This window comes from Mycobacterium sp. UM_CSW (assembly GCF_000455205.1).
Lineage (GTDB): Bacteria > Actinomycetota > Actinomycetes > Mycobacteriales > Mycobacteriaceae > Mycobacterium.
In genome coordinates this window covers 1-17,885 of record NZ_AUWQ01000054.1, presented here as the reverse complement: position 1 = coordinate 17,885, position 17,885 = coordinate 1, and the positions used below count along the sequence as shown (strand labels likewise).

The following is a 17,885-nucleotide window of genomic DNA, read 5'->3' as shown; positions in this document are numbered from 1 at the left end:
CCGCCTCACAGCGACAGATCCCGCCGTCGCGGTCGATGGCCGGCTGAGTCACATCCGCCCCATTAGTACCCGCGGGGAGGCGGCACCCTTTGTGGCCCGCCTCATAGCGACAACTTGAGCCGTTGTCGTACCGGTATGCGACCCTGCGGCAATGAACCTTCGAGGAATCGAACTGCGCTATGTGCTCGCGATGCATCTCGCTCATAATGGGCGGGCAACCGTCGCCGAAATGCTCCATGCGCTTGAAGCGCAAGGCTTTTGCGTCCCCGGGAGGGCATCGAAAGTCATTTCGGATGCTCTGCGTTGGGAGACGGGGCGGGACAGGGTGCGCCGGCTTCGGCGCGGGCTGTACGGGCCGGGCTATATCCCGCGCTCCACCGAACACCGAATACATCAACGGGTGCTCGCGTTGCGTGCGGCGGCCAAGTGTCGCTCTGAGGCGGGCACAAAGGGTGCCGCCTCCGGCCAGATGCCAGTGTAGCGCATGTGACTTAGCCGGGAATCGTTGTGACTTGGGGGCTTTCGTAGTGCGCCCAGGGCGGCGAAATCGTGATAATTTCCGCCACCGATACACACACGACGCCGTCAACGCACACTCACGCCTCGAAGCGGTAGCCCATCCCAGACTCCGTCAGCAGGTGCTTGGGATGCGACGGGTCGTCCTCGAGTTTGCGCCTCAGCTGTGCCAGATACACACGCAGGTAATGGGTCTCAGTGGCATAGGCCGGGCCCCATACCTCCTTCAGCAACTCCTCGCGGCCCACCAGCTTTCCGCGATTGCGCACCAGCACCTCGAGCATGCCCCATTCGGTCGGCGTGAGGTGCACCTCGGCGCCGTCCTTGGTGACCTTCTTGGCGGCCAGATCGACCGTGAACGCGTCGGTTTCGACGACGGGCTCGTCGGTCTCCGACGCCGCCGCGTTGCGACGGACCGCGGCGCGCAACCGCGCCAGGAACTCGTCCATCCCAAAGGGTTTCGTCACGTAGTCGTCGGCGCCGGCGTCGAGGGCCTCGACCTTGTCCGACGAATCGGTGCGCGCCGACAACACGATCACCGGCGCCGAGAGCCATCCCCGCAGGCCCCCCAGCACCTCGATGCCGGATATGTCCGGCAGGCCGAGGTCCAGGATCACCACGTCGGGCTTGTGCTCCGCGGCCGCGCGCAGCGCCCCCGCGCCGGTCGACGCGGTGATCACCTCGTAACCCCGCACGGACAGGTTGATGCGCAGCGCGCGCAGGATCTGCGGCTCGTCGTCGATCACCAACACCCGGGTCATCGGCGCCGCTCCTCCTCATCGGTTCGCTCTGCATCGTCGCTGGCGCGGGTCATAGCGCACCGAACTCCTGCGGCGCAGCCAGATCCACCACGACGGTGAGCCCCCCGCCCGGGGTATCGCCGGCCGAGATCGTGCCGCCCATCGCCTCCACGAAGCCGCGGGCCACCGACATTCCCAGCCCGACGCCGGTGGTGTTGTCGTGATCGCCCAGCCGCTGGAAGGCCTCGAAGATTTGGTCCTCGGTGCCTTTCGGGATTCCGGGGCCTTCGTCGATGACGTTGATCAGGACGCGATCGCCGACACGGCCGGCGTTGACCCGAACCACGCAGTTGGGCGCGTAACGCAGCGCGTTGTCGATAAGGTTCGCGAGCACTCGTTCCAGCAGCCCGGGGTCGGCCATCACCACGGCATCGCCCACGTCGACCTTGACGCGATCGATCGCCGATCGGTAAAACCCGGTGGCGCCCTTGCCGATACTGACCAGCGCGCGTTGCACCGTCTCCTCCAGATACACCCGGCGCAGGTCCGGGCGGATCACCCCGGCGGCCAGACGCGAGGAATCGAGCAGGTTGCCCACCAACGCGGTCAGCTGGTCGATGGACTCCTCGATGGTGGCCAGCAATTCCGCGGTGTCTTCGGGGGAGAAGGCGACGTCCTCGGCGCGCAGGCTGGACACGGCGACCTTGGCCGCCGCGAGCGGCGTGCGAAGGTCGTGGCTTACCGCCGACAGCAGCGAGCGCCGCAACTCGTCGGCCCGCACGATCGCCTCGGTCCGGCTGGCTTCCTCCGCCAGCTCGCGTTGCTTGATTAAACCGGCGGCCTGCTTGGCCACGGCACTGAGCACCCGGCGGTCGCGGGTGGACAGCTTCTTGCCGGCCATCAGCATCCAGAACTCGTCGTCGCCGACCTCGATCGCGGTGTCGGCGGAATCGACGCTCACACAAGGATCTTTGCCCACGCAGGCCACGATGTAGCTCTTCTTTCCGGCGGCGCGCTCTTCCTCGCTGGGTTCGCGGAGCATGCTGACGGCCTGCTGTGAATAGGTCTCCCGCACGCGCTCGAGCAGCGTCTCGAGGTCGGCGCCGCGCAGCACCGATCCGGCGAACAAGGTCAGCAGCTCGGCCTCTTGGGACGCGCGCCGGGCCTCGCGGGTGCGTTTGGTGGCGCCGTCGACGAGAACGGCGACGGCGACCGCGATCAGCAACAGCACCAATTCCGTGATGGCGCTGTTGGGTTCGGCGATGGTGAAGCTGTGCCGTGGTGGGATCAGGTAGTAGTTCAGCAACAGCCCGGACAGCACGGCCGAGAGCGCCGCCGGGGCAACGCCTCCCAACAGCCCCACCAGCAGCACCCCGACGAAGAACAGTGCACTCTCGCCGGCGTTGTTCAGGTACGGGTCGAGCAGCGTCACCGAGACCGCACAGACGGCCGACGGCACGATAACGGCTGCCAGCCACGATGCGACGCGTCGCTCGCGGGGCACGAGCGACCCGAAGTGGAGGCCGCGCGTGGATTCCTCATGCGTGACCATGTGCACGTCGATCTTGCCGGACCGCTCCACGATCGTCGGGCCGATGCCCTCTTCGAAGATGCGCGCCCACCGGGGCCGCCGCGACGTGCCGATGACCAGTTGGGTGGCATTGTTCTCGCGCGCGAAATCGAGTAGTGCCGTGGGCACGTCGTCGCCGACCACGGTGTGTAGCGACGCGTCCAGGCTGTTCGCCAGCTCGCGGATCTTGCCCATCCTGCGCTCCGACACGCCGGCCAGCCCGTCACCGCGGATGACGTGCACCACCATCAGCTCGGCGCTGGACTTCGACGCGATCCGCGACGCGCGCCGCACCAACGTCTCCGATTCCGGGCCGCCGGTGACGGCCACCACGACCCGCTCGCGCGCCTCCCACAGGTCGGTGATTTTGTTTTCCGCCCGGTACTTGGCCAGCGCGGTGTCGACCTGGTCGGCCAGCCACAGGAGGGCCAATTCCCGCAGTGCGGTGAGATTGCCGGCGCGGAAGTAATTCGACAGTGCCGCGTCGATCCGCGCCGGCGCGTAGACATTGCCATGGGATAGCCTGCGGCGCAACGCCTCCGGGGTGATGTCGATGAGTTCGACCTGCGACGCTTGGCGCACGATCGAATCCGGGATGGTTTCCTGCTGCTCGATGCCGGTGATCTGGGCGACGACGTCGTTGAGGCTCTCCAGGTGCTGGATGTTGACTGTGGAGATCACCGTGATCCCGGCGTCCAGCAGTTCTTCGACGTCCTGCCAACGCTTTTCGTTCTTGCTGCCGGGTGTGTTGGTGTGGGCGAGTTCGTCGACGAGGACCACCTGAGGGTGGCGCGCGAGCACGGCCGGCACGTCGAGCTCAGGGAACCTACCGCCGCGATAGTCGACATAGTGCGGCGGGATGATTTCGATACCGTCAAGCAGCTCGGCGGTTTTCGCACGCCCATGGGTCTCGACCACCGCCGCCACCAGGTCGGTGCCGCGTTCCAGGCGCCGGTGCGCCTCGCCGAGCATCGCGTAGGTCTTTCCGACACCCGGTGCGGCACCGAGGTAGATGCGTAGCTCCCCGCGCTTGGGGGGATGGTGATCCGCAACACCCACATCAACCATCATCCCCCCTTGCGCTAGCTCGAGGCCGGATACTGGTGATCCAGTTGCAAGTTGAGTTGCAGCACGTTCACCGTCGGCTCACCGAGAAAGCCAAGCGTGCGGCCGCTGAGGTACTGCGCCACGACCGCACGGATCTGATCGGCGCTGACGTGCCTGGCCTTGGCTACCCGGGCGACCTGGATCTCGGCGTAGGCCGGGGAGATGTTCGGGTCGAGCCCGCTGCCGCTGGCGGTGACCGCGTCGGCGGGCACGGCCGGGTTCGCAGCGGCGGCGCCGCGGACCGGCACGATTTGGCCGATCGTGTAGTCCTCGCCGTACTTGGCGCACTCGACCCGCACGCCGTCGTACATGGCCAGGAACGGCGCCTGCGTCGACTGGCACGGCTCGTTGACGCTCACCACCCGGGTGGGATGAACAACGTTCCCGCGGGAGTCGCGGGGGCCGATCACCGACAGCACCGCTCCCACACCGCCGCCGGTGCAGAACGGGCGTGACCCATCCACGCCCTCGAGTTGTCCCACCGCGGCGCTGCGGGTGCACACCTGGGTCAGCAGGCTCGGCTTGAAGCCCGCATCCGACGCGGACTTGCCGGCCGCCACTTGCGCCGGATCCGCGGGCGTGTCGACGATGCTCTCCGGACCCAGGTTGCTCGCGCTCGTCGACAGCGGGTCGTAGCCGTTTCCGGCCGCCGAGGGGCGGCTCTGGAAGTACTGCGGCAGCGGGTTGCCGTCCTTGTCGGTGAACAGCTGACCGATCAGCCGGCTGCCGACCGTCTTGCCGTGGGCGGTGAGGATGGAGCCTTCGGCCTTGTCGTGCAGTCCCGGTAGCTGCCCAACTAACCAGACGAGCACCGGGTAGGCGAGGCCGGTGATCACGGTCATCACCAGCAGCGCACGGAAGGCCGCCCAGTGCATGCGGACGAAATTCGAAAACTTCATGTCAGGACATCCCGGGGACGAATTGGACGATTAGGTCGATGAGTTTGATGCCGATGAACGGGGCGACGATGCCGCCGAGGCCGTAGATGTAAAGGTTGCGGCTCAACAGCTTTGACGCGCTGCTCGGCGTGTAGCGCACGCCGCGCAGCGACAACGGGATCAACGCCACGATGATGATCGCGTTGAAGATCACCGCCGACAGGATCGCCGACTGCGGACTGTGCAGCCGCATGATGTTGATCATGTCCAGCCCGGGGAACAGAGCCACGAACATGGCGGGAATGATCGCGAAGTACTTCGCGATGTCGTTGGCGATCGAGAAGGTCGTCAGCGCCCCGCGGGTGATCAGCAGCTGCTTGCCGATCTCGACGATTTCGATGAGCTTGGTGGGATCGGAGTCGAGATCGACCATGTTGCCGGCCTCTTTGGCCGCCGACGTGCCGGTGTTCATCGCCACGCCCACGTCGGCCTGCGCCAGCGCTGGCGCGTCGTTGGTGCCGTCACCGGTCATCGCGACCAGCTTGCCGCCCTCCTGCTCGCGCTTGATCAGCGCCAGCTTGTCCTCGGGCGTGGCCTCCGCGAGGAAGTCGTCGACCCCGGCCTCGTCCGCAATCGCCTTGGCGGTCAACGGGTTATCGCCGGTGATCATCACCGTGCGGATGCCCATCTTGCGCATCTCGTCGAAGCGCTCGCGCATGCCCTGCTTGACGACGTCCTTGAGGTGAATGACGCCCAGCACCGAAGACTCGCCATCCAGGCACTCCCCGACGACCAGGGGGGTGCCGCCACCCGCGGAGATGCCGTCGACGATCTCGCCGAGTTGCGTGGGCACCTTACCGCCTTGCGCGCGTACCCATTCCGCGACCGAGCTGGCCGCGCCCTTGCGCAGTTGGTGCCCGTCCAGGTCGACACCCGACATCCGGGTGGCGGCGGAAAACTCCACCCAGTGGGCGTGCGTCAGTTCGCCCGGCGTGCGCGCGCGCAGCCCGAAGTGTTGCTTGGCGAACACGACGATCGAGCGCCCCTCGGGCGTTTCGTCGGCGAGGCTGGACAATTGCGCGGCGTCGGCGAGCTGCTCGTGGGTGACGCCGTCGAGCGGGATGAAGGCGCCGGCCTGCCGGTTGCCCAGCGTGATGGTGCCCGTCTTGTCGAGGAGCAGCGTGTTGACGTCACCGGCGGCTTCCACCGCTCGCCCGGACATGGCGAGCACGTTGCGCTGGACCAGCCGGTCCATGCCGGCGATGCCGATTGCCGACAACAGCGCGCCGATCGTGGTGGGAATCAGGCACACCAGCAGCGAGACCATGACGATGCCGGTGACGCCACTTGCGTTGAGCGCCTGGCTGTCCGGGACGCCCGGGTTGTTCGCCTTGGAGTAGATCGCGAGCGGCTGCAGTGTCGCGACCGCGAAGACGAAGATGATCGTCAACGCGGCGAGCAGGATGTTCAACGCGATCTCGTTAGGAGTCTTCTGCCGGTTGGCGCCCTCGACGAGCGCGATCATCCGGTCGATGAAGCTTTCGCCCGGCTTCTGAGTGATCTTCACGACGATGCGGTCACTGAGCACCGTGGTCCCCCCGGTGACCGCCGAGCGGTCACCGCCGGACTCGCGGATCACCGGGGCCGACTCGCCGGTGATCGCCGATTCGTCAACCGAGGCAATGCCTTCCACCACGTCGCCGTCGCCTGGTATCACCTGCCCGGCCTCGACCACGACGATGTCGCCCTGCTGCAGCAGCGGCGCTGCCACCTCTTCCTCCACGGCGGAGCCGCCGGGTTGCCAGTTCTTCAGTCGGCGCGCCAGGGTCTGGGTTTTGGCGCGCCGCAGCGTCTCCGCCTGGGCTTTGCCGCGGCCCTCGGCCACCGCCTCCGCAAGGTTTGCGAAAAGCACCGTCAGCCATAGCCATACCACGATCAACCACCCGAACCAGGTTCCGTTGGCGATCGCGAGCCAGGTGCTCCAGGCGGCGCCGATCTCGACGATGAACATCACCGGGTTGCGCCACAGGGTGCGGGGGTCGAGTTTGCGCAGTGCATCCGGCGTCGAGCGCCACAGCATCTTCGGATCGAGCAACCCGCCCTGCACCCGTTTCGTGCTCACGGGAGCGCCGGGCTGCTCTTGCTCAGCCGGATCGATGGTCGTCGCGGTCATCAGTGGATTCCTTCAGCGAGAGGCCCGAGCGCGAGCATGGGCAGGAAAGTGAGGGCAACGAGGATCACCGTCACGCCGGCGACCATGCCGACGAACTGCGGCCGGTGGGTGGGCAGCGTGCCCACCGATTCCGGGGTCATGCCCTGCCTGGCGAGCGAGCCGGCCAACGCCAGCACCAGCACGATGGGCAAGAACCTGCCGAAGACCATCGCCAGCCCCAGCGCGGTGTTGTACCAGTCGGTGTTGACGCTGATCCCGGCGAAAGCCGACCCGTTGTTGTTGGCCGCGGAGGTGAACGCGTACAACACCTCCGACAGCCCGTGCGGGCCGGTGTTCAGCATTCCGGCGCGCTCACCCGGCAACGCCATCGCCAGCGCCGTGCCGGTCAGCACGATCAACGGCGTGACCAGGAAATAGCTTGCGGCCAGCTTGATTTCGCGGGGGTTGATCTTCTTGCCGAGGTATTCGGGCGTGCGGCCGACCATCAGCCCCGCGACGAACACGGTGATCACCGCCAGGATCAACATGCCGTACAGCCCCGAGCCGGTGCCGCCGGGCGCGACCTCGCCGAGCTGCATGTTGAATATGGTGATCATGCCGCCGAGGCTGGTGTAGGAGTCGTGGAACGAGTCGACTGCGCCGGTGGAGGTGAGCGTCGTCGAGTCGGCGAATACCGCCGAGTTGGCGACGCCGAACCGCTGTTCGACTCCCTCCATCGCCGCGCCGACCGCCGTCGGCACGGTGCCGTGGTGCTGCAGCTGGAACCACAGCATGCACGCCACGCTGAACGCGTACAGGGACGCCATCACCGACGCGATCGCGTAACCCTGCTTGGTGCTGTCCACCATGCGGCCGAAGGTGCGCGGCAACGAGAAACTGATGACCAGCAGCAGGAAGATCTCCAGCCAGTTGCTCCACGCCGTCGGGTTCTCGAACGGGTGCGCGGAGTTCGCGTTGTAGAACCCACCGCCGTTGGTGCCGAGCTCCTTGATCGCCTCCTGGCTGGCCACCGGGCCGCCGGTGATCGTCTGCTGGGCGCCGCCGAGGGTGGTCGCGACTTGGTCGTGCAGGTGGAAGTTCTGGATGGCGCCACCCGCGATCAACAGGATCGCGCCGACGATCGAAATGGGCAACAGGATGCGAAGCACCGTGCGCACCAGGTCGACCCAGAAGTTGCCCAGCTCGCCAGTGCGCTTGCGGGCAAAGCCGCGCACCAGCGCGATCGCCACTGCCATGCCGACGGCGGCCGAGACGAAGTTCTGCACCGCCAGCCCGGCCATCTGCACCAGGTGGCCCTGCGTCGACTCGCCGGAATACGCCTGCCAGTTGGTGTTGGTGACGAAGCTGACCGCGGTGTTCCACGCCAGCGCGGGTGTCATCTTGGTGGCCGGATCGTGCAGGTGCAAGGGCAGCTTGTCCTGCAGGAGCTGGAACGCGAACAGGAACAGGATGCTGATCGAGCTGAAGGCCAGGACGCTTCGGGCGTAGGCGCCCCACGTCTGCTCCGAGCGCGCGTCGACACCGATCAGCCGGTAGACCACACGCTCGGCGTAAGAGTCCTTGTCCGACGTGTAGACGCGATACATGTAGTCCCCGAATGGCACGTGCACCACCACGAGTGCCACGACGAGGAAGGCGAGGAAGATCAATCCCGCGGTTGTTGCGCTCACTAGAACCTCTCCGGGAACAGCAGGGCGCCCGCCAGGTACAGCGCAAGGACGATGGAAAGCGCCAAGCCGACGACGTTTTCGTAGTTCACAGCCGCTCGACCAGCTTCTGCGTCAGGCCGAGGAGGGCAAATACCGCAATCGTCACTAAGACGTAGACCAACACGCCCATCTTGTCTCCGTTCCGCGCTTGAAAACCTCATCGAGGCAGCCACAGCGCCGGCCTCGGAGGCAAGGTCAGTTTGAACCTAAATGGACCCTGAGTGGTAGGGCCGTTGGTTGACGCTTTCCTAACGGCGCCGTAGTGCACCTTTACGGTTTCTTTACGCCCATCAATCCGGCGCATTTCGCCGAGCCGGTAAATCCGCAGACAAAGTGCGAGTAATGGCCTGCAGGATTACAGGCTCGATGTGCCGTCCGTCGCCGGATCATCGATTATCGGCAGTCGCACTCGGAAAACCGTTCGGCCATTGGCGGATTCGGCGGTAACCGACCCGTGGTGGGCCTTGACGATCGAACTCACGATGGCCAGGCCCAGTCCGATGCCCGACCCGTTGGACCGGGCCGTGTCGGCGCGCGCGAACCGCTCGAACAACCGCGGCAGGAGGTCCGCGTCGATGCCGGGCCCATCGTCGGCGACGGTCAACTCGACATAGGGCGACTCCGTGCCGTGGCGCCGGCAGGTGATTCCGGTCGTCACGGTGACGCCCGGCGGGGTGTGCACCCGGGCATTGCTGAGCAGGTTGCTGACGAGTTGGTGGAGCCGGGCGTGATCGCCGCGCACCCAAACCGGCTCGTCGGGAAGGTCTTTGACCCAATAGTGTGTCGGCGCCGCGACCGCCGCGTCGTTCACGGCGTTGACGACGAGGTCCGCCAGGTCGACGTCCTGGGTCTGCAGGTCTTGGCCCTCGCCCAGGCGCGAGAGCAACAGCAGCTCGTCGACGAGCACCGCCATGCGCCGCGCTTCCGCCTCGATGCGGGCCAGCGCGTACTCGGTGGTCGGCGGCAGCGCCGAGCTGTCCTGGCGGGTCAGCTCCGCATATCCCTGAATCGCCGCCAGCGGGGTGCGCAACTCGTGGCTGGCGTCGGTGATGAATTGCCGCATCCGCAAGTCGGAGTCGGCCCGATGCGCCAACGCGCTGTCGACGTTGTCGAGCAACCGATTCAGCGTGTGCCCGACGATTCCGACCTCGTTGTCAGGGTCCGTGTCGTTTGGCTGCACCCGAACGCTGATTCGGTGGTCGTCGGTCAGCGGCATGGCGGCGACCTCGGCGGCGGTGGCGGCGAGCCGGCGCAGCGGGCGAAGGGTGATCCCGACCACCCAGATGGTCAGCGCCGCGGTAATCGCGAGGGCGGCCGCGACAAGCGCCGAGGTGGTGATGTTCTTGCGGGCGATGATCTGGTTGGCCCGCGCCTGCGACACCCCGACGACCAACAGGTCGGATCCATAGGCCCGGCTGTCGACCCGGTAAGACCCCAGGCTGCCCAGCTTCTCGGTGCGCGGCGGGGCGTCGTCGGGCCATGGCTGGGACTCGATGGCGTGCACCACGTCGGCCGGCGCGGGCCGCGCCTCGGCCTCGGAAAAGACGGCCGAGCCGATCACCACGCCGTCGTGCAGCACGGCGATGACGTTCCCAGGCGTTTGATCGGTGAACTCCAGCATCGCCTGCGCGATCGGTTCGTTGCCGCGGCCTGTCGGACCGTGCTCGCCGTTTCGGTATCTGGTGTACGAATTGCTCAGCGCATCAAGGGATTGGGCGACGTCGGCGTCGCTCATCGCCGTCACGTAGCCGCGCAGGCTCAGCACCGAGACCACGCCCACCGTCACCAGCACCACGCTGACGACGGCCAACACGCCCAATAGCAACTGGCGGCGCAACGAATGGGGCAGCCACCGCGGCAGGTCCCTGGATCCGGTCTCCGGCTCGGGGGTCATTCGGGTGGTCGCAACATGTACCCAACGCCGCGGACGGTGTGGATCATGGGCTCCCTGCCGGAGTCGATCTTCTTCCGCAGGTACGAGATGTACAGATCGACAATGCTGGTACGGCCGGCGAAGTCGTAATTCCAGACGCGGTCGAGGATTTCGGTGCGGCTCAGCGCGCGGCGCGGATTGCGCATGAGGAAGCGAAGCAATTCGAACTCGGTCGACGAAAGCGATATCTGGGTGCCGCCACGGGTGACTTCCCGGCTGGCGGTGTCAACGTGCAAATCGCCGATTTTCAGGGTTTCCGCCGCGGGCGGGGTCAACTGGGTGGAGCGGCGCAACAGCCCACGCAGCCGCGCGACGAGCTCCTCGAGGCTGAACGGCTTCGTCATGTAGTCGTCGGCGCCGGCGGTGAGGCCGGTGACCCGGTCCATGACCGAATCGCGCGCGGTGAGGAACAGCGTGGGTGTGTAGGCGTCGGATTCGCGGATGCGCTGCAAGATCCGCAGGCCGTCCACGTCCGGAAGCATGATGTCCAGCACCAGCACGTCGGGATTGACGGTCTCGAACTTCGCGATCGCTTCCCGGCCGTTGTGGGCGATGTCGACGACCCAGCCTTCGTAATGCAACGCCATCTTCACCAAGTTGGTCAGCGCGGGCTCGTCGTCCACCAGCAAAACCCGGATCGGGGAACCATCGGCACGGTAGATACGGGGCAACTGCCCCAGAATGGCCTGGCGTGGCCGTTGGCCGCTTGCGTTTCCGGACATCACCGTCATGTTCCTACATTCTCCCAAGCGCACATGCGGTTGTCACGGACTTCATATAACTCTCAAATAAAGGGCTTTTGTGACTCGCACCGGGCTGGCACGCATAGATTTGCGTCAGAAGCTTTCCGCCGGCCGACTTGAGAAGTGCGCGATTCCCAAAGATACTGGTATGTATGGCTCTTTATCTCCGCGGATCGAGCACGTTCCGGGATTGTCCACCAAATCATTTCCATAAGTGGGGATTTCGTTGAGCGCAGGACGTCGTGACCGGATGCGTGACGCCAAAACTCTGCGCGTGCACGCGACGGCCGGGGAGGGTGATGTCGCGGTTCTCATTACGGCGAAGTTACGCGACGTTACGAATACCGGTATGGCTGAATGCTTTTCATAGCGCGGTCGACGCGCCTGCGGTCGCCAGCCCCATTTCCGACGGTTGACGATGCCCAGGGCTTCGCTTCTGTGGGCCCCGCGACGGTTGACGCGGATGCGACCGATCCGACTGTTTCCGAACGGCCGCTTCCCACGGTCGTTGATGCGGACCCCCGGGTGTCCTCCGGGGCGGCCGGCCTCGGCTGCCGACGCCGGCCGCCCGGCCGTCACGCGGTCCATCCGGCGGCAGGGCGGGGCGGGCGACCACGGTCGGGTTCCGCGGCTCCGAGTGCGACGACCCCCACGGGCGAAATCGGGCCAGCAAACTCGATCGAGAGATGGTCATAGGCGATGGACTTTGGCGCGCTGCCACCGGAGGTCAATTCCGGCCGGATGTACGAGGGACCGGGGCCCGAAACATTGTTGGCGGCGTCGGTGGGGTGGGAGTCGCTGGCCGCAGAATTGGTCGACGCCGCCGGCGGCTATCGGTCGGTGATCGCGGGCCTCACCGCCGAGTCGTGGCTGGGGCGGACGTCGATGTCGATGGCGGCCGCGCTGGCGCCCTACCTCTCGTGGATGACCGCCACCGCGGCGGAGTGCACGACGGCGGCGACGCAGGCTACCGTCGCCGCGACCGCCTTCGAGGCGGCGCATGCGATGACGGTGCCGCCGCCGCTCATCGCGGCCAACCGCACACAGCTCATCGGCTTGATCGCGACCAACTTCTTCGGACAGAGCACGCCGGCGATCATGGCCACCGAGGCCGAGTACGGCGAGATGTGGGCGAAGGACGCGGCGGCCATGTACCACTACGCCGCCAATTCGGCTGCCGCTTCGGCGCTTTCGTTGTTCACGTCGCCGCCGCGGGTGACCCACCCGGGCAGGCTGGCGGCAAGCCATGCCCATACGGAGACGGCGAAGTTGATTTCGTCAGTGCCCAAAACGCTGCAGATGCTTGCGACGCCAGGATTGTCACCCGTGGCGGCGGGTATCGCCGCCACGGGTCCGAGCACTGGCGCCGGCCTCGGTCAGGCGGCGTCGCTCGGCGCGTTGTCGGTGCCGCCTGGTTGGGCCGACGCCGTATCGGAGGTCACGGCGCCCCCGGCGCTGGACGCCAACGTCATGCCGGGCGGTTGGGGTGCAGGGCCGTCGGTCAGGCGTGGGTCCGCCGCTTCGGTTCGGCGAGTCATCGTGCGCGCCAAGTCGATTCCGCGTTCCCCGGTCGCCGGCTAGCCCGGCGGACAAAGAACGGGGCCGCACACCGGTTGGTGTGCGGCCCCGCTTTGAAGCGGCGAATCAGGCCCAGCTGGACCCGACGGCGCTGTCCGTGCTGGACATGTTGCTGCCCGCCGTCTGCACCTTCTGGCCGTGAGCGTTGGCCTGCTCGTAGATCACCTGGAAGTTACGACCCAACTGGGTGATGAACTCCTGGCAGGCCACCGAACCGGCGCCACCCCAAAAGTCACCAGCAGCCAGCACATCGCGAACGATGGCCTGGTGCTCGGCCTCCAACGACGCGGCCTGGGCGCGAATCGTCGCACCATGGGCATCCACATCGCCAAACTGGTAATTGATTGTCATGTTGGTGTTCTCCTAACGTCTCAAAGGGTACGCAAGCTGCGCTTTTCGCGCTAGCTGCCGAGGATTTGCTGCGAGGCCTGCTCTTGCTGCTCGTAGTTGTTCGCGTCGCGGATCAGCCCGTCGCGCACACCGTGCAGCATGTTCACGATGTTGCGGAAGGCCTGATTCATCTGACCCATGGTGTCGTAGGAGGTCGCCTGGGCCTGGCCACTCCAGCCGGCACCGGCGATGTTCATCGACGACGCCCACATCTTGCGGGCCTCGTCCTCAACGGTCTGCGCGTGGACCTCAAAGCGGCCCGCCATCGCCCGCATCTCATGCGGGTCAGTCATAAAACGTGTTGCCATGTTGGCTTTCTCCTTAATTCTGAGTGACTTGTATTCAGTTGTGAGTGACGCTGGCCGAACGGTGACGCGCTAGCGGACCGTCAAGCCACATATAGAAAGACTTCCCCCGTACCGTCGGCCGGCGCCTGACGTGTGGACCTCAGGCGCTGACCGCGGCGATTGAATCGACGTGAGTTCGGATCCCGGCCCAGCCGTCAGACCCGACATTCCAGAACCGTGAACCTGATCAGCCGGCGGCCGCTGCGTTGGCGGCTTCGGTCGCGGCGTACGAGCCCGAGCTGATTCCCAGCGTGCTCACGAACTGCTCGTGAATCGCGGCCGCCTGGGCGCTGACGGCCTGGTACATCTGCGCGTGGGCGGCGAACTGGGCCGCGGTCAGCGCCGATACCTCGTCGGCCGCAGCGGGCACGACCCCGGTCGTCGGGGCGGCCGCGGCCGCGTTCTGCGCGCTCAGCGCCGAGCCGATCCCCTGCAAGCTCCCGGCCGCCGCAGCCAGGGCCTCCGGCTGTGTGGTCACGAACGACATGTTTTTCCCTCCTAGATTGTCCCCCGCACTGCTCTGTGCAAGAGAGTAGATGACAGCATCCGTTTCAAGCTGATTCCGAGTCCACCTGTTCGCAATTGTTCACTGGATGGCACGGCGAATTCACTTTTAGTAACGACACAGTAACAGCGCCGGGGCGCTATCGCTGGCGTTCACAGGACCGTCACAGCAAACCTGAAAGGTCAACCCCTCCGGGTTGCTGTCGAAGGCCGGTTGGCCAGCACGTATGGAGCCTATCACCGATGCGGTGAAATCGCGCCGGAGCAAATGCCTTTGCCGGGCCCGCGACGAGGTCCCGCCCGGGACGCGCCTGGGCACCATTGGCCTGTCCGCCCGGCTAGCCGGCCGCCGGCGGGCGGGCCATCACGACCGGCTTGAATCCGTACCGTGGTCCCGCGCCGGATCCGCCGGTGCCCGCCCCGGCCAGCGGCATGCCGCCCAGCAGGTTTCCGGGCGCCGCGTCGGGCGCCTCCCGGACGTTGCTCACCGGGATGGCCGTCGCGTGGCTGGGCGTCGAAACCGGCCCGGACCATGCGGCCGGCACCGACAGCTTGCCGATCGAGGTGGCGCTGCCCAGGTGCGCCGCCACCGGCGGGGCGCCGCCGCCGAGCAGCCCGCCTAGGCCGGGCAGGCCCTTGGGGACGGCGGCCGCGGCCGCCGGCACCGCGCCGCCGAGCGCCCCGACGGTCTTCGCGGTCTGCGTCATCGAGTTGGCCATGCCGATGCTGAAATATGGCAGACCCTCGGTGTTGTAGAGGACGCCGGCGTAGGGCGACCACGCCGACATGAAGGCGGACAGGCTGGCGCCCGGGAACGACGGTGACCCGAACAGGACCTGCCACACGGCGGACAGCGGCCCGTTGGCCGATGCCAGATACCACCATTCCTGTTGGAGCGGCGTATAGAAAGGCGACGCCAGGCTCGCCAGCTGCGCGCTGATCTGGCTGATGGCGGCGTTGATCTGGTTCTGGATTGAGCTGACCGACGTGGTCGCGGCGGACGTGGTCGCGGCCGCCTGGATCGTCGAAGCGGCGGGATTGGCCACCGTCGGTGCCGAGGTGAACGGCGTGACGTTGGAAGCCACCGCCGAGTTGCCGGCGTAGCTGTACATCGTCGCGGCGTCCTGAGCCCAGAATTCGGCGTACTGGGCTTCCAGCTGCGCGATGATCCCGGTGTTTTGGCCGATGACATTGGTCGCCACCGCCTGGGCCAACTCGGCGCGGTTGGCCGCGATCAGCGGCGGGGGCACGATCGCGGCGAACGCCGCCTCATACGCGGCCGCGGCCGCGCTGGCCTGCGCGGCGGCCTGTTCGGCCTGGGCGGCGGTGGTACTCACCCACTCCACATACGGTTGCACCGCGGCGGCCATGGACCCCGAGGCCGGTCCGAGCCACTCCTCGCCGGCCAGCTGCGTCACCACGTTCTCGTAGCCCAGGGCGGCCGCGTTCAGCTCCGCGGCCAGGGAGTTCCAGGCCGAGGCCGCGGTCACCAGTGGTGTCGAGCCCACACCGGTGTACAGGCGCGCCGAGTTGATCTCCGGCGGTAACGCACCGAAATCGATTGCCATGTCCTGACTCCTTCATCAGTCGCGGCCACGTTGGCCGCCTCGTACAGCTGGTTATCCGGCGGATGGTGGGCGGGCGAGCACGCTGCGCCTGAATCCGTATTCGCGGGGCGGAAAGGCGGAGCCCGAGCGTCGGCCGCCGGTGCCCATCGGCATGCCGCGCAGCAGCCCGTTGCCCGCACCCTGCGGGTCGGTGGCGTAGTCGACGGCGACCGCCTGGGCGGCCGATTCCTCGACCGGACCGGGCGAGCCGGCCCAACCCTGCGGCACGGACAGCCCGCCGATCTTGGTGGCCGAGGACAGATTCGCCGCGATCCCGCCATGGCCGGCGGCGCCGCTGCCGACGGCGCCCAGATGCAGGCCGGCAAACTGCGGTGTCGCGTACCAGGCGCCTTGCGCCCCGGCCGTTGTCCCACCGGGGCCGAAGGTGACCTGCTGCGCGATGGAGCCGAAGAATTGCATCAGCCCGGTGGAGAAATAGGCGAGACCCACGGTGGTGCGCGACAGCGCGGTTCGGTTCGACACGTTGAGGGCGACGAACTGCTGCACGATCCACCAGTTGTACGGGTTCAGCTGCGAAGCCAGCGCTCCCGCCGAAAGCTGTTGCAGCGCTTGGTTTATCGACGTGAACACGGACGTAATGGGAACCGCGTCGGGGGTCAGCGCAAGCCCCGGGGTGGCCGCGGCCACCTGGGGCGCACCGGTGCCCGCGGGCGTGGCGATGGCCTGACCGACCGCGACCGCCTGGGCGGCCAGGCCGCCTTGGTCGGTGGCCTGCGCCGGCTCGGTGAACGGGGTCAACTGTGTCGCGATCGCCGAGGCAGCCGCGTACCCGTACATCGCCATGGCGTCTTGGGCCCACATCTCGGCGTACTGGGCCTCGGTGGCGGCGATGGCCGGAAAGTTCTGTCCGAAGAAGTTGGTCGCAATCAGCGTGGCCAACAAAACCCGGTTCGCCGCGATCAGCGGTGGCGGCACCGTCAACGTGAATGCGGTTTCGAAGGCGGCGGCTGCGGCTCTGGCCTGGTTCGCGGCGTCCTCGGCGAGCGCCGCGGCGGCGCCGAGCCACGAGACATAGGGCGTGGCGGCGGCCAGCATCGATCGCGATGCCGGGCCCAACCAGGGTGCGCTGGTCAGCTCGGTGATCACCGACGAGTAGCCCGTCGCCGCCAGACTCAGCTCGCTGGCCAGCCCATCCCAGGCCGAAGCCGCGGCCATCATCGAGCCGGAACCCGGGCCGGCATAGATCCGGCCCGAGTTGATCTCTGGCGGTAGCGCCCCGAAGTCCAACACCTATGAACCACCGGACTCGAACGACATGTTTTCTCCGCAAGTTCGGGCTAACGACGACTGATGCAAGGAATGTTTAGGAGGCTGTTCGCTAGAGAGGAGGCTAAGGCCGGTAATCCCCGCGCGGCGCCGGCCGAGTTGCCCGGCCCAAGCGGCGACGCCGGCCCGCCCGGTGGCCGCAGGGCGACGGGGGCCTCTCTCGGTGAGCGGCAGCTCGCCACAAGCACACGCCGCTACCTGCGGAAATGAGTCGACGACGTGCCCAGCGCGCATCCCGAACGGGCCCGTTTTCGGAGGGGTCGGCGGGCCGACAGTGACGGGGCGGGGTAAAAATCCGGCCGCAGTTAAAGCCGTCGAAGGGGTTGCCAGACGGGCGGCTCAGCTACCGCGAGCCGCGTTAGCGGAGTCCGGATCGGCACCCAATTTCCGGGCCCGGCAGTCAACGCGTCGTCGGTCGGCGACGGCCCGCGGACGCGCTCGTACGGCGACCGATCAGGCCCCGAAACGCCGTCGTGGGCGCAGGCAATGTGCCTGCGCCCACGACGCCAGTTGTGACGGAAAGGCGGCTAGCCACCCAGGGGCGGCCGGGCCATGACGGTGGGACGGAACCCGTACCGGGGACCGGCACCGCTGGCGGCACCGGAGCCGACACCCGCCAGCGGCATGCCGCCCAGCAGGTTGCCGGGTCCCCCGGCCGCCTCCGGGGCAGCGCTGATGCTGCTGACCGGAATGGCGTGGGCCGCGGCCGCCGTCGGGGCGGTGGCCCCGGTCCACGAGACCGGCACCGACAGCTTGCCGATCGACGTCGCGCTGCCGAGGTGCGCCGCCGCGCCGCCGGCGCC

16 protein-coding genes are annotated in these 17,885 nt (G+C 67.2%); 2 read left to right on the top strand and 14 right to left on the bottom strand.

The window, feature by feature from the left end; all coding sequences use genetic code 11:
- Positions 1-151: 151 nt before the first annotated feature.
- Complete coding sequence (locus N415_RS32815) at positions 152-481, top strand: hypothetical protein (RefSeq protein ID WP_081665350.1); 330 nt, start codon at positions 152-154, stop codon at positions 479-481.
- Between the two features lie 115 nt (positions 482-596).
- On the opposite strand, the gene N415_RS18750 is transcribed toward N415_RS32815, so the two are convergent.
- The 8 genes from N415_RS18750 to N415_RS18710 form a co-directional block, all read right to left on the bottom strand.
- Positions 597-1,277 carry a response regulator gene (locus tag N415_RS18750; RefSeq protein ID WP_068185208.1) on the bottom strand — a complete coding sequence of 227 codons (681 nt, stop codon included), beginning with the start codon at positions 1,275-1,277 and terminating at the stop codon, positions 597-599.
- A gap of 49 nt (positions 1,278-1,326) precedes the next feature.
- A complete protein-coding gene (locus tag N415_RS18745; RefSeq protein WP_068185205.1) occupies positions 1,327-3,897 on the bottom strand; it encodes a sensor histidine kinase KdpD in 2,571 nt (856 codons plus the stop codon).
- Positions 3,898-3,908: 11 nt separating this feature from the next.
- The gene (locus tag N415_RS18740; RefSeq protein WP_068185202.1) at positions 3,909-4,832 is read right to left on the bottom strand and encodes a potassium-transporting ATPase subunit C; all 924 of its coding nucleotides are present in this window, start codon (positions 4,830-4,832) and stop codon (positions 3,909-3,911) included.
- Between the two features lies 1 nt (position 4,833).
- Complete coding sequence (gene kdpB, locus N415_RS18735; RefSeq protein ID WP_068185199.1) at positions 4,834-6,984, bottom strand: potassium-transporting ATPase subunit KdpB; 2,151 nt, start codon at positions 6,982-6,984, stop codon at positions 4,834-4,836.
- On the bottom strand, positions 6,984-8,654 hold the full coding sequence (gene kdpA / locus N415_RS18730) for a potassium-transporting ATPase subunit KdpA (RefSeq protein ID WP_068185196.1): 1,671 nt from the start codon (positions 8,652-8,654) through the stop codon (positions 6,984-6,986). Before kdpA ends, kdpB begins: the two co-directional genes overlap by 1 nt.
- A complete protein-coding gene (locus N415_RS32810; protein ID WP_068185193.1) occupies positions 8,654-8,743 on the bottom strand; it encodes a potassium-transporting ATPase subunit F in 90 nt (29 codons plus the stop codon). Before N415_RS32810 ends, kdpA begins: the two co-directional genes overlap by 1 nt.
- Before the next feature lie 305 nt (positions 8,744-9,048).
- A complete protein-coding gene (locus N415_RS18715) occupies positions 9,049-10,587 on the bottom strand; it encodes a HAMP domain-containing sensor histidine kinase (RefSeq protein ID WP_068185191.1) in 1,539 nt (512 codons plus the stop codon).
- Positions 10,584-11,357: a response regulator transcription factor gene (locus N415_RS18710; protein ID WP_067158410.1), complete on the bottom strand. Its 774-nt coding sequence runs from the start codon at positions 11,355-11,357 to the stop codon at positions 10,584-10,586. The genes N415_RS18715 and N415_RS18710 overlap by 4 nt, the downstream gene beginning before the upstream one ends.
- Positions 11,358-12,068: 711 nt before the next feature.
- Between N415_RS18710 and N415_RS18705 the strand changes: the two genes are divergently transcribed.
- The gene (locus tag N415_RS18705; protein ID WP_068185188.1) at positions 12,069-12,950 is read left to right on the top strand and encodes a PPE family protein; all 882 of its coding nucleotides are present in this window, start codon (positions 12,069-12,071) and stop codon (positions 12,948-12,950) included.
- A gap of 63 nt (positions 12,951-13,013) precedes the next feature.
- On the opposite strand, the gene N415_RS18700 is transcribed toward N415_RS18705, so the two are convergent.
- The 6 genes from N415_RS18700 to N415_RS18675 form a co-directional block, all read right to left on the bottom strand.
- Positions 13,014-13,298, bottom strand: a complete 285-nt coding sequence (locus tag N415_RS18700) for a WXG100 family type VII secretion target (RefSeq protein ID WP_067004763.1) — start codon at positions 13,296-13,298, stop codon at positions 13,014-13,016.
- Positions 13,299-13,348: 50 nt separating this feature from the next.
- The gene (locus tag N415_RS18695) at positions 13,349-13,645 is read right to left on the bottom strand and encodes a WXG100 family type VII secretion target (protein WP_066914021.1); all 297 of its coding nucleotides are present in this window, start codon (positions 13,643-13,645) and stop codon (positions 13,349-13,351) included.
- Between the two features lie 226 nt (positions 13,646-13,871).
- The gene (locus tag N415_RS18690; RefSeq protein WP_066912455.1) at positions 13,872-14,171 is read right to left on the bottom strand and encodes a PE family protein; all 300 of its coding nucleotides are present in this window, start codon (positions 14,169-14,171) and stop codon (positions 13,872-13,874) included.
- Positions 14,172-14,526: 355 nt separating this feature from the next.
- Entirely contained in the window at positions 14,527-15,750 is a 1,224-nt protein-coding gene (locus N415_RS18685; RefSeq protein WP_152531471.1) for a PPE family protein, read from the bottom strand.
- Positions 15,751-15,807: 57 nt separating this feature from the next.
- Positions 15,808-17,046, bottom strand: coding sequence for a PPE family protein (locus N415_RS18680; protein WP_068185183.1), 1,239 nt, complete (start codon positions 17,044-17,046; stop codon positions 15,808-15,810).
- A 563-nt stretch (positions 17,047-17,609) separates the two neighbouring features.
- Positions 17,610-17,885, bottom strand: a 276-nt coding sequence (locus N415_RS18675) for a PE/PPE C-terminal domain-containing protein (protein WP_193376479.1), incomplete at its 5' end; no start/stop codon positions are given.